This window comes from Histophilus somni 2336 (genome assembly GCF_000019405.1).
Lineage (GTDB): Bacteria > Pseudomonadota > Gammaproteobacteria > Enterobacterales > Pasteurellaceae > Histophilus > Histophilus somni.
Map to the genome: position 1 here is coordinate 969,411 of NC_010519.1, position 13,607 is coordinate 983,017.

The following is a 13,607-nucleotide window of genomic DNA, read 5'->3' on the forward strand; positions in this document are numbered from 1 at the left end:
TTCATTATGCTAAAAAGTGCGGTGATTATTCAATCCTATTTGAGCATCAAACATTTCTAATTGTTCGCCTCAATTAAGTTAGGATAAAAAGTAAAAAAATCGTTTCTTTCCTATAAAAATTTAGGATAAAATAACGAGAATTTTCACTTGACAAATAAAATAGAACGGAAAAAATGACAGTCTACAGTCTACAGTCTACAGTCTACAGTCTACAGTCTACAGTCTACAGTCTACAGTCTACAGTCTAGTATATTGCCTAAAATCAACCTTTCAAGTTAATTTTGAGAGGTTGGACATGTTCAAACAATATCTTAAAAATCACCTATTTCAACCTCAACCTTTCGGCGAAAGTATTATTCGCCTTTTTCTGCTTTGTCTTAAAAAGCAAGGTATCGCCTATTTAGGTTTATAACCTATCTCTCTAAAGTTTAATAAATAATCAGTAAGAGATAATAAATAAACAATAACAGATTCGATCAATAACCACTTAATAAGTAATTAACAGATAATTTTTAAAGCGAGTAAAGAATATGAACAAAATCTTCAAAACCAAATACGATGTAACCACTGGACAAACCAAAGTGGTGTCTGAATTGGCAAGCAATCGCCAAATAGCGAGCAGTTCGAAGAGTAAACCGAAGTGCGGTGCGTTTTGGGGTAATTTTTTAGGCATTTTTAAATTTTCACCGTTGGCGTTGTTGATGTCGGGGATGCTTGGTGTGAGCAGTGTTTCATATGCTGATATAGTATATATAGATATGGAAGCAACTACAGGTGCTGCTGGAGTAAGAGAAAAATGGCATTTGTCAAGTTATTGGAAAAATATTGGACGTGAAAATATTTTAATAGCACCTGTTCAACCTAATAGAAATAATCAAAATTTAAATAGGTATGGTAGTAGAATAAATACAAATGTACAAAAATCTGTAATCATAGGTCCTATGGCGGCAGGTAGAGATGAGCAAGTTGGTATGACTGTATTAGGTCATGGTGCAGTCGGTTATAGTAGTCAAACAACTGCGATTGGGAATAATGTCTATGCTGGAGGCGGGCAAGCCACAGCGATAGGTTCAGATGTTATGGCAGCAGGTTACGCTTCGATTGCTATAGGTAATGATGATATCTTGAGCCAAGGTGGATACGCCGACGCATTACCGCAAGATCTTATTATGAAAATTTATGGGTATGATGGAAATCATAACGGAAAAACTACTTATAAGGACATATTAGACAGAGATATATTTGTAGATAAATATGGGAAAAAACCTAATCAAGATCATAGACACTATTCTCCAACTTATTCAGCCGGAATAGGTGCAATAGCTATTGGTTCAAGATCGGTTGCTTATGGGGATACTTCACTTGCTTTAGGGACTTTATCATTTGCTTTAGCTAAAGGCTCAACCGCTGTTGGTGTTCGTGCTTTTGTGAGTGAAGATGCAGAAGGTGGGGTTGCGATAGGGGATGAGTCAAGAGTTTTTGCTGCTAACTCATTTGCTATAGGAAATGAAGCCGAAGCAACTAGGAAAGGGGCAATATCTTATGGTTCTGGCTCAAAAGCAGTAGGAGAAGGATCCATCGCAATAGGTACCAAAGTAGCTTCTAATGCTAAGATAGATGAGGCTTCAGCTCAAAAATTTAGAACCAAACTTATGCAAGAACTAGGTATTGGAACGATTCGGGAAGATAAACAAAAAGATGTTAATACAATAATAACAACTGAAGTTACAGATCTTAAAACTGGAAATCAGAATGAGATTGTTAAATCTGGGTTTGCTAATCATTTAGACGATAAAAAAATTAACGATAAGATTAGTAAGGTTATTACTGGATTAGATTTAGAATATCAAGAAGAAGGAAATGAGTTTTTATCAACAACGACTGATGGCAAGAAAAAATCAATAAAAAAGAAAGCAAAAGAGGGGCAACATGCTGTAACTATAGGTTATTACACTATTAATAATGGAGATAATACCGTAGCCATAGGCACAGCTTCCTATGTAAAAGGTCAAAATTCTGTCGTTTTAGGGGCATTAAATAATGTCGGACAATATGCAAGTAATACGATAGCGATTGGGGTTGGGACAAATGTACATAAAGAAAACTCAATCGCTTTAGGAACGGGCACAACAGTAACAGGTGCGGGCGTTGTGGCTATCGGTTCCGGCGTTGGTGTAACAAAAGACAATACAATAGCTATGGGTTATGGAGCCTTAGGAGAATCAAGTGAAAGCATCGTTTTAGGAAATAGTGCCAGTATAAAGGATCAAGCAAAGAAATCTATAGTTATTGGTAATGGTGCAAAAGTTGAAAATCAAGATCCTGAAAAAGACAGTAAATTAACGAAGTTAAAATGGTCGACAATTGGAGATGATAGGCATAAAGTAGAACTAGAAATGTCCGCTATTGCTATAGGGACAGGTTCATCTGTTTATGCTGTAAAGGGCGTGGCATTAGGAGATAACGCAAGTATTGGAAAAGATGCTCATAGTTCAATGGCTTTAGGCAATGAAACCAAAGCAGATATGATGAACTCTGTCGCCTTGGGCTATCGCTCCACCACCAATTATTTTTATGATAAAAACGATGCCAATAAATCTACCGCTGTTTTGAGTGGAAAAGACAGTCTAAGTGCGATGGAATTGGACGGCTATGTGCCGGAAGGATCTAGCTATAAAATTTTCAATGATAAAGCTGCTGGGATTATTTCTGTGGGTGGTTGGGATAACGGAAGTGCTTCCCGTGCTATAGGCGATGCGAAAAAAAGTGCGGTCGGTTTACGTCGGATTGTCAATGTGGCACCGGGTGCTTTGGACTCTGACGTGGCGACCGTGGGGCAATTAAAAGCCTTGAACTACGTCAAAAAAGAAGGTTTGGTGGTTTATTACACAGTTAAAGATGATGGTAAAGTCATTAAACTGACCAAAGATTCTAATGGTAAATTCTATGAAGTCAACACTGCAACCGGTGAACCGTTGAAAGATTCTCAACCTGTCGATAAAAGCAAAGTCTTAGTCGGGGCGAAAGGGGCGAATGAGGTGATTGGTTCGCAAGATCTTGGCGAAAAAATCCGCTTCGGGCATTTAGAGAAAGGGGAGATTACTGCGACTTCTGATCAGGCGATTACTGGGGCACAACTTGATGACCTTAAAGGTAAGTTGGGGTTGACGGTAAATAAAGATGATCCAACAAAATTTGATAAAGTCCAATTTGACGCAGTAAATGTAACCGATTCAAGTGATACATCAGGAGTAATAACAACTTTTGAAGATGCTATCCGTAAAAGTATTGCAGCTATCAATAGAGGCTATAAATTTGATGATGGAACTAATAATCCTAAGACTAAAGATACACCTTTTTATTTAGGTTCAACCATTGTAATCAAAGCAGGGGATGTTACAAAGTCAGGTAAAACGACAGAGAACTATCTAGGCAAAAACCTAAAAACAGAATTTAAAAACGATAGTTCAAAAGCGACATTCACCATCGGCTTGAAAGACGATCCTGAATTTAAATCTGTAAAGATTGACACGATTGAGGATAAAGAAACTACTGATAAAAAACTTGCCGTCAACAAAGAGTATGTGGATAACAAACTTAAAAATGTCTCGACCGATTTACATTATTTATCGGTAAAAGGTAGCGATAAAGGCAATGGTTCAAATTACAACAACGATGGAGCAAAAGGCACTCATTCTGTCGCTATTGGGGTGAAAGCAAGTGCTACAGCAAGTGCGACGTCTGGTATTGCGATAGGGTATAACGCTAAATCTGACGCAGAAAATGCGGTTGTGATAGGTAGAGATGTTAGCATTGATGTAAAAAATTCATTTGTGCTAGGGTCTAATAATACAGTTACGCAAGGCTTTAAAGAGACAAATGGTGCGGTTGTTGTAATAGGTAGTGGAACAAAATTAGTAGAATCAAAAAGTTCTATCGCTATAGGTGCGGTTTATGTAAAAGGTAAAAACGGAGCAGATGGCACTTTAATTGAAAACGCTGCTTGGACAGCCTCTATCGGGAATAAAAACAAAATCAAAAACGGTACGGATATTGTGGCGTTAGGTAATAATATCCAAGCATTGGATAAGACAGATGAAATGTCTAGTAATGGAACAAAGAATGCGAATACAGATTTAATTCTGATTGGTAATGGTGCGATAGCTGAAACTGCAAAAGAAAGTGTGCTTATTGGGGCAAAATCAAAAGCTGAAACGGGTGCAAAAAGTGCGGTAATTATCGGTCATAGTGCTAAAGCTGAGAGAGACGCCGTTGGTGCAGTAGCGATTGGGAAAGGGGCTATAGTAAAAACCGCCGCAGGGGATTCCATTGCCTTGGGACAAGGGTCAGAAGCGACTAAAAAAGAAACCGCACTTCATGAAGCTAAAATAGAGACTATTAATGTTAAATTTAATTTCAAAGGTGGAGTGAGTGCTGATGATAAAGAAAACAATAAAAAATCCGTTTTAAGCATAGGTAAAACCGGCAAGGAAAGACAAATCAAACACGTCGCCGCAGGTGCGGTAACGGAAACTTCAACCGACGCTATCAACGGAAGCCAACTTTACGCTGTCGCTGATGAGTTTTCTAAATTAGCGGTGAATGTATTGGGTGCGGAAGTTGATACAACTAGCGGATTTAAGAAATCAGAATTTACCGTTGTTCAATATCATGGAAGTACAAATACACCAGCACAAAAAGAAATGACCTTTAAAGATGCCATTGGTCAAAATACAACAGCGATTAATAAAGGCTTTATTTTTGGAAGCGAAGATGATGCTAAAGGAACACATTATTTAGGAGATAAGTTGATAATTAAAGCTGGAGCTGTAGATACACCATCTACTATTACAGCAGGAGAAAAATATCTTCCTGATAATATTAAAACAAAGTACTTATCAAACAGTAAAGAATTATTAATAGGCATAAAAGAATCCCCTACTTTTAAAAATGTATTAATTACAGAAGAAATTCCTGAGGATAAGTCAACTGATCCTAAGAAAAATACTTATGATAACTACGCTGTCAACAAAAAATATTTAGACAAAAGATTAGAAAAAGTCGCCGCTAATTTCACGGTTAAGGGTGATAATCCTAAAGATGGAAAAGGTTATACCTTAGATAAAGAGCATAATGAATTAAATATTAATGGAGATAGTGAAAATATCACAACCGCAGTTGTTGATAATAAAGGAATAAAAATATCTCTTAACAAAGAATTAAAAGGTATTACTTCAATTGCTAATAATGATACAAAAATTGAATTAAACAATGGAACTGGTGGAAATGGAACAAAATCTATCGTTTTCACCGCTGGAAATTCAGATAAGAAAGTAACATTAACTGAAGATAAATTCAGTGGTGTGTCTGAAATTAGCAGTAAAGACAGTCAATCTAAATTAATACTTGGTGCTGATAAAGCAACTGTAGAATTAGAACATGGCAAATCAAAACTTGAACTAAAAGATACTGAAGCAACAATTACAGCAGGAACTGATGCTGGAAGTATTAAAATTAACAATAACGGTAATAAGAAAATCGAGTTAAGCCCTGAAAGTGGAGCGACATTAACACTTGCAAAAGATAACAGCTCTAGCAATGTTAAAGCTACCGGTTTATCGACTGTTGGGTTAAGTGATGATAACGCTTTAATCTTTAAAAATAATGGTAGTAAATCTGCGGAGTTGAACGTAGGCACTAATACAACCTATAAATTCACTGAAACTGGATTAGATTTAGCTGGCAAACCAATCACAAATCTAGGAAGTGGATTAGATCAAAATGGTAGTGGTGGTACTAATGTAAGACAAGGCTTAGACGAGTTGTTAAAACTTATTGATAGCACACAAACAGGTACACAAAATCAAAATAGCGATAAATTAAACAAAGCCATCAATGCAGGCGATTTGCTTCATGTCGCTCAAGGCTTGGTGAATAAAGGCTTGACGTTTAAAGGTAATGCTGGCAATGAATTTACTCGTCAACTTGGTGCAACAGTAACCATTAAAGGCGACGGAACGGATCTAACATCAAAAGCCGAAACTGATGCTATTACCTTTACTTTAAATAAAGCAACTTCTGTAGATAAAAATGACGAAAAAGTCGTTACCTCAAAAGCCGTAGCAAAGGAGTTGGAAAAATATACCAAGACTACTGATTTAGTTGATAAGTTAGGCACGGCGTATTTAAAAGTAGATGGATCGAATATTGGCGAGGCTTCCAATAAAAAAACATTCGGTAGCAATGTCGGTATTGCTGAAATCAAGTTAGATGGTGAAAAAAGCAGTACTGAATTAGTACAGGCGGATGCGGTTATTAAGTATCTAAAAGGTACTAAAAATGGCTCTGTGAAAATTTCTGATTCACCGGAAACTAAAGCTGATGGGGATAATTCAATCAGTATAGGTCTGAAAGCCGTTACACAAAATGCCGACTCCATTGCAATTGGCTATAACACAAGTGCTACAAATCGCAAGTCATTGGTGTTAGGTAGTGATAGTACTGTGGACGGCGAAGAGTCTGTAGCAATCGGTTCAACGAATACCGTGAGTAGTAAATATTCAGGGGTATTAGGAAAAAGAAACACCGTTAGCGGAGAGCATGCTTATGTATTGGGTGCTTATAATGAAATCAAGGGAGAAAACACTTATGTCTTGGGTTCAAATATTACGACAACTAAAGATATAACAAATGCTGTTATCTTAGGTAATAGATCAACAGGTGTATCCAATGCGGTATCTGTAGGTAGCAAAGATGAACAAAGAAGAATTGTTTATGTTGCCACACCAACGGATAAATACGATGCGGTGAATAAACAATATGTTGATGGACTTGGATTAAAATTCAAAGGTAATGATAATAAAGAAATACACAAAAAATTATCAGAAACATTAGAAATAGTTGGTAAGGGTTTAAATAAAAACCAAACTGCTAAATTTAAAGGCACAGATGGAAATATTGCGGTTATAAATAATAAGCAAAATAAATTGGAAATATCATTAAATAGAGATTTAAAAGGAATTAAATCTATTAGTGATAGCAAGAATAAAAATATAGCTACTGAAATAAGATTCAATAGAAAAAATGACACAAACAGTATTCCTAACAGTCTGACAAATAACTTAACTATTTCTTCAAATGGAGGCACATTTGAATTTAATAGAACAGGCTTGCATATCAACAACAAACAAATTACAGGGTTAAGAAGTGGACTATTAGAAAACCATAATGGAAAAGATCAAGAAAGAAAAGATTTAGACTATTTAATAGGAAAAGACTTTGATACTTCATCGATTAAAACGCATGCAGTTAATGTAGGAGATTTAGCTAAAATTTCTAAAGAAATAGTTGAAAAAGGATATAAGTATAAAGCTGATATGCCGTCAGGTAATAGCAATGATACCAGCATAAAACTAGGCTCAACCATATCTATTGTAAAATGGACAGACACACCGGCATCAGGGACTGGACAACCAGCAGTAACTGTTGGCACAGGAACAACTTCTCAAACACAAGCTGTTAAGTACACAGGAGATAATTTAACAACTCGATATACCTATGACGGTGGCAACGCTAAGATAGAAATTGGATTTAACGAAAGTCCGACATTTAAAGCTGTTATGCTTGCTGAAAATCAAACATATAATGGCGGAAATGCAGTTGATGGCAAAGAACTCATCACTAAAGGCTACCTTGAACAAGCGTTAGATAAGTTTAAGTTCAAGGTTGAAAATGGTAGCGGTAAGCCTATAGAAATCGGTCGTGGCGATACGTTGAAGTTTAAGGCTGGCTTGAATATTCAATTAACGTTAGCTAAAGAGGGTGAAAAACCGGCAAATGGGGCAACGTCTGAAAGTAGCACAAGTGAGGTAACTTCTACCCCAGCTCCGACCGCTCCAGCCGTGGCAAGTAGTTCAGACAGTTCTGAACCAGCAAGCACGTCATCAGGTAGTGCAGGTGGTGCGGTTGCGTCAGGTGGTACAAATGGCGATAGTGCAGATACTGTGGTCGCTTCAAGCTCTCCAACTGCGGGAACTTCAAGCACAACAACGAGCACGCCAAGCGATACGAGTACACCAACCACTACTACACCAATAACGGCAGTGGTAACCATTGGCACGACTGAGGATTTGAAAAATATCACCTCGATTTCCTCTAAAGCTGGAAGTACGGGCGGAAGTGGTGCAAATGGTGCAACTGGAGAAGTGACGAAACTTACGTTAGATCCGACTAAGGGGGCGACTTTCCAAGTGGGCAATCAAGGTGCTAAAGTCAATATTGATAATAAGGGCATGACATTCACTCCACAAGGAGCGAATGGTGCAGATGGGGCGAATAACTCAAATGCTGACACGCCATCTATTACTATTAACGCAGGTACAAAACCGGCAGATCAAAGTGGTCTAGAATCGTTTGAGAAAGATCAAGGTCCATCTATTGCGTTCTCCACAAAAAATACTGACGGTAAGAAAATCGGCTCAGGCAAAATCACCGGTCTTGCTGATATTAAACCGGAGGAAACAGACGGCACCCTTGCAGCGAATAAAAACTATGTGGATGAAAAAGTATCCGACTTAAACAATAATCGCCCGTTTGATTTTTATTTAGGCAATGAAAAAGTCGTGAAAGGGGCTGATGGCAGTTTCCACAAAGACGGTAAACCTAGTGAAAAACTTTCTGAGGAAGAGAAGAAACAAGTCGTGATTAAAGCCGAACCAAGCACCTCACCTATCGGGATTAGCAATGTGGCGAGCGGTTTGGGATTAGCTGCCCCTGAAAAAGACATGGCTAAAGCGGAAGAAGCGAAACAAAAAACCGCAGAATTGGCAAAAGCGGTTGAGGGTAAGGTGAAAGATGTCGGTGATAAAGCCAAAACACTATCCCAAAAAGCACAAACTTTCACGGATTTAGCGTTAGCGGTGAATAGCTTAGAACAGGCGATAAATGCGTTGCCAGAAGGCGAGGATAAAAAGCTGGCAGAAACTAAGTTACAAGAAAGCAAAACGAAGCTTGATGAGGCTAAAAAAGAGCTTGAAACAGCAAAAACTGCTTTAACTGAAGCTCAAAAAGGCTTAACAAATGCCAATAACGCCTATGAACAAAATTACAAAGGCTATGAAAAAGTCGCTGACTTAGTCAGTGCCGATAGTAAAGCCGAATTAACCAACGTAGCCACAACCGGCGATTTGCAAGCGGTGGCGAAATCCGGCATGAAGTTCAAGGGTAATGACGGCATGGAAGTTCGCACGCCATTAAGCGGTACCTTGGTGATCACGGGCGAGGGCGACACATTTAACAGCGACCTCACCGCCGTCGGTAATATCAAAGTGGAAATGTCCCAAGACGGCAAAGGCTTAGAAGTGAAATTGTCTGATCAATTGAAAAATATGACGTCTTTTGAAACCCGTGAAGTGAACGGTAAGAAAGCCCGCTTGGACAGCAACGGTTTGAGTGTGGAAAATACAAGCACAAAAGAACGCTCTCATTTAAGCGAAAACCGTTTGGCGTTCTATGATGAAAAAGGATTGGGATTGAATTTAGATGGCAAAGATCGAGCCTTAAAAGTGGGTGAAAAAGCGATTATTAGCATCAACGGCAAAAATGAGGCTTTAGTTGAAGATCTCAATGCTTCTAGTTCAGGTCAGGCAATTGCGAATAAAAACTATGTGGACGCAAAAAATAATGAATTGCGTACACAGCTTCATAGTGTTAATCGTGAATCACGTTCAGGAATTGCTGGTGCAAATGCGGCAGCTGCGTTGCCAATGATTACGATGCCAGGTAAATCAGCACTTTCTGTCTCTGCGGGGGCTTATAAGGGGCAAAGTGCGGTGGCTTTGGGCTACTCTCGTATGAGCGATAACGGTAAGATTATGTTGAAACTACACGGCAACAGTACCTCAACCGGCGATTTTGGTGGCGGTGTCGGTATTGGCTGGGCATGGTAAGTAACGCCCTTTGAGCTAAAAAAGCAGTGAATGATGATCTGCTCCTTAATCAGTTGGTTGTTTAGTCCAACTTTTGGGTGCAGATCGGAATCACTGCTTTTTTGATGCGGATTTACTATGATACTTTTTAATGGTGATGGAACTGTAATATCATCACCAGCCCAGTATTAGTCTTAGGTGAAAGCGGTTAGAATACATTAACTTCTGTCCTTGAAAAAGAAATATTCATTGAGGGTGATAGAAGAAATTCACTGATGTATTAGGGGAGTTAGTAGGAATTTCGTTTTTTAGAGAGAGGAGAACATCAATATATGAAATATTCGTTTATTTCATAATGAATCGGCATATAATGTCAACCTTTCATGTTAAATAAAGGATTCGCATTATGGAATTTTCTGTTTATCTACAATTTTTTATTGGGTTAATTGCGTTGGTTAATCCAATTGGGGTTGTTCCTATCTTTTATACGATGACATCTGGTCAAAGTCGTGTTCAGCAAAGTCATACTGCTATGATTACTTGTTTTTCGATTGTCGTTATTTTATTGATCAGTTTTTATTTCGGTAATTTCATTTTAAGTTCGTTCAATATATCGATTAATTCATTCAGAATTGCCGGCGGTATTGTCGTTGTGATGATAGCTTTAACTATGATTAATGGAAAAATTGGTGATCACAAAATTAATAAAGAGGAACAAAAAGAGGATTTTAGCGAAAAAGATAATATTGCAGTCGTTCCGTTAGCTATGCCAATTTTAGCGGGTCCTGGATCAATTAGTGCTACTATTGTTCTAGGTTCTAGTCAGAGTTCATGGAGCGAATACTTATATTCATCTATTACAATCGCACTTTTTGGTTTAACTTGTTATATTTTATTTCGTTATTCAGAGCCAGTTATAGAAAAATTAGGTAAGACAGGATCAAATGTAATAACAAGGATTATGGGGTTATTGCTAATGTCTTTAGGTGTAGAAATTATCACTACCGGCTTAAAAAATATAGGCGTTTTTTAGCTTCAAAGTCATATTATCCGGTAAAAAATACACCGCACTTTTTTATGCTAAACATTGTTTTTTTTCAGTATAATAAAAAACGTTTTTTCACAACAATGATGGAACAATAATTATGATAAATACAAAATTTAATGTAAGAACCTTTCAGGGGATGATTCTTGCCTTGCAAGATTTTTGGGCAAGCAAAGGTTGTTCCGTAGTTCAGCCTTTTGATATGGAAGTAGGTGCGGGGACATCGCATCCAATGACTTGTTTACGTGCTTTGGGACCTGAGCCGATGGCATTTGCCTATGTACAACCCTCCCGACGTCCAACTGACGGTCGTTATGGTGAAAACCCGAACCGTTTACAGCATTATTATCAATTCCAAGTGGTGATCAAACCCTCTCCGGATAACATTCAAGAACTTTATTTAGACAGCTTAAAAATGCTCGGTTTCGATCCAACCCAAAATGACATTCGTTTTGTAGAAGATAACTGGGAAAATCCAACACTTGGTGCATGGGGTTTGGGCTGGGAAGTATGGCTGAACGGAATGGAAGTAACACAATTCACCTACTTCCAACAGGTCGGAGGCTTGGAATGTAAACCGGTAACTGGTGAAATAACCTATGGCTTAGAGCGTTTGGCGATGTATATTCAAGGTGTGGACAGTGTATATGATTTGGTATGGTCTGACGGTGAATTTGGCAAAACTACTTATGGCGATGTATTCCATCAAAACGAAGTAGAGCAGTCTACCTATAATTTCGAATATGCAGATGTAAATTTCTTGTTCCATTGTTTCGAACAGTACGAAAAAGAAGCTCAATACCTGATCGGTTTGGAAAAACCGCTACCACTTCCCGCCTACGAGCGTATTTTAAAAGCAGCACACAGCTTTAACCTGCTTGATGCACGCAAAGCGATTTCTGTCACTGAACGCCAACGCTACATCTTGCGTATTCGTGCTTTAACCAAAGGTGTAGCGGAAGCCTATTATGCCAGCCGTGAAGCATTAGGATTTCCGGGGTGTAAAAAATAATGACAAAACCGATTTTATATTTCGCCCACTGGTGCCCTGATACCGAACCGTTTGTCGCTGAACTAGAACGCTTGGGTGTGGAATTTGAAGAGTGCGACATCACAAAGTGCGGTGCAAATCTTAAACTTTTTTTACGTCTTCGTGACTACCACCCAGCCTTTAATCACGCCAAAGCCAAAGGCTATATAGGTATTCCGGCATTGTTGTTAGAAGGGGATAAAGTGGTGTTGGATTTAGCTGAGTTGGAGGGGATTTGGGGTAACGTATAGTAGAAATATTGCTCGGTTATTGAAAAAATAACCGAGAAATTTATGTTACAGATTTAGAAATTATCATAATCAAGGAGAAAAAATGAAATACGCCTTTATCGACTATGAAAACCTGAATTCATTAGATGGTTTAGCATTACAAGAGTATGATCGAATTTTTCTCTTTATTTATTCCAACATTTAAACGCTGCATAATCTAATTTTTTTCATTTAGACGGTTGCATTGGATTATCTGATGTGTATAATAGAAATCAAATAATCGTGTTTAACGGTTTGGTCTGGAAACTTCAACGTTAAAACACTTGTAACGGATAAGCCCTATAGCCAAATAGGGCTTTTTCTTTATCTGTACCTTTTAGCTTAGGGATAGTTACCGACAGGCGAAACCGCCGTTTACGGCGGTTGAGTTTTTAGAGCTGAAGCAAGGCAGAAATGCCGTAGCCTGAAGCCTAAAAATATAGCCCGACCGCACGCTTTTGCGTGGGGTAAGCCCCTAAACCATATAAACTGGTTGCTATTGTACCGCCTGACTTATACAAAGATCAAGTAAGATCTAAAATCCACGCAAAAAAAATTTTTTACTTATCTACTAAGATTGCTAAAATATATATGCTTTCAAAGCTGATTAGCCTTGTATTTTTACCTTTAAACATACAAATCTACAATATACAATTTACTTTTAAACAAGGAGAGAGTAAAATGTCATCAAATGGTTCAACAAGTTTACGAGTTTCAGGTGCAAGAAAGAGAATTGCGGAATCTCTCGCCCTTGAAATAAGTATTCAATGTGGAAAAGTGATCAAAGTAAGCGATGTTCTCAATTTTGTTCTTGATAGATATTTAAACACGGAAATGGTAGATGATTTCATTGAGAAGTGGAAAATTGAACAAGAAAAAGAAATTGCTTTACAATCCAAACGAAAAACTAGAAAAAAGAGAGGTAACGCCGATGAAACTTAAAACATTAGCAATGTCAGCTTTATTAGCTTTTGGTTTAGTTGCGTGCAACGATGCAAAAGATTATAGCGGTACATATACTCAAATAAATAACCCTAAAATTTCGTTCATTTTTGAAAAAGGTAAAAATGGAGACTATCAAGCAACTTTTGCTACCATTTTAGGAAAAAATAGTCTTACTGGTATTGTTAAAAATGGGGTTTTTTATAGAACGTCTGATAATGAAAAAGTAGGCGAATTCAAAGAAAATCAGTTTATTGACACAAGCGGAAGCCTGTATAAGAAATAAATTTTAGCAAGGTAAATCTCTTTTTTTATTCATAAAAAAAGAGCCTTTAACAGTATATATACTGTTGCGTGATTTGTCAATAACTAATTGATTTACAAGGGTTATTTTT

At 37.7% G+C, this 13,607-nt stretch carries 6 protein-coding genes; all 6 read left to right on the forward strand.

Annotation, left to right across the window (positions count from 1 at the left end; all coding sequences use genetic code 11):
* Window positions 1-530: 530 nt before the first annotated feature.
* The gene (locus tag HSM_RS04315) at window positions 531-9,947 is read left to right on the forward strand and encodes a YadA-like family protein (RefSeq protein ID WP_012341653.1); all 9,417 of its coding nucleotides are present in this window, start codon (window positions 531-533) and stop codon (window positions 9,945-9,947) included.
* 385 nt (window positions 9,948-10,332) lie between these two features.
* Entirely contained in the window at window positions 10,333-10,959 is a 627-nt protein-coding gene (locus HSM_RS04320) for a YchE family NAAT transporter (RefSeq protein ID WP_011609388.1), read from the forward strand.
* A gap of 115 nt (window positions 10,960-11,074) precedes the next feature.
* Window positions 11,075-11,983, forward strand: a complete 909-nt coding sequence (gene glyQ / locus HSM_RS04325; RefSeq protein ID WP_157857773.1) for a glycine--tRNA ligase subunit alpha — start codon at window positions 11,075-11,077, stop codon at window positions 11,981-11,983.
* Window positions 11,983-12,252 carry a hypothetical protein gene (locus tag HSM_RS04330; protein ID WP_012341655.1) on the forward strand — a complete coding sequence of 90 codons (270 nt, stop codon included), beginning with the start codon at window positions 11,983-11,985 and terminating at the stop codon, window positions 12,250-12,252. Before glyQ ends, HSM_RS04330 begins: the two co-directional genes overlap by 1 nt.
* Before the next feature lie 699 nt (window positions 12,253-12,951).
* Window positions 12,952-13,212, forward strand: a complete 261-nt coding sequence (locus HSM_RS10800; RefSeq protein ID WP_143432548.1) for a hypothetical protein — start codon at window positions 12,952-12,954, stop codon at window positions 13,210-13,212.
* Window positions 13,202-13,498 (forward strand): hypothetical protein, encoded by a 297-nt coding sequence (locus HSM_RS04335; protein WP_143432549.1) that lies wholly within the window; start codon window positions 13,202-13,204, stop codon window positions 13,496-13,498. Before HSM_RS10800 ends, HSM_RS04335 begins: the two co-directional genes overlap by 11 nt.
* Window positions 13,499-13,607: the final 109 nt, after the last annotated feature.

Coding starts and splice junctions, on each gene's coding strand:
- HSM_RS04315 (WP_012341653.1), top strand. CDS start 531: ATGAACAAAATCTTCAAAACCAAATACGATGTAACCACTGGACAAACC.
- HSM_RS04320 (WP_011609388.1), top strand. CDS start 10,333: ATGGAATTTTCTGTTTATCTACAATTTTTTATTGGGTTAATTGCGTTG.
- HSM_RS04330 (WP_012341655.1), top strand. CDS start 11,983: ATGACAAAACCGATTTTATATTTCGCCCACTGGTGCCCTGATACCGAA.
- HSM_RS10800 (WP_143432548.1), top strand. CDS start 12,952: ATGTCATCAAATGGTTCAACAAGTTTACGAGTTTCAGGTGCAAGAAAG.
- HSM_RS04335 (WP_143432549.1), top strand. CDS start 13,202: ATGAAACTTAAAACATTAGCAATGTCAGCTTTATTAGCTTTTGGTTTA.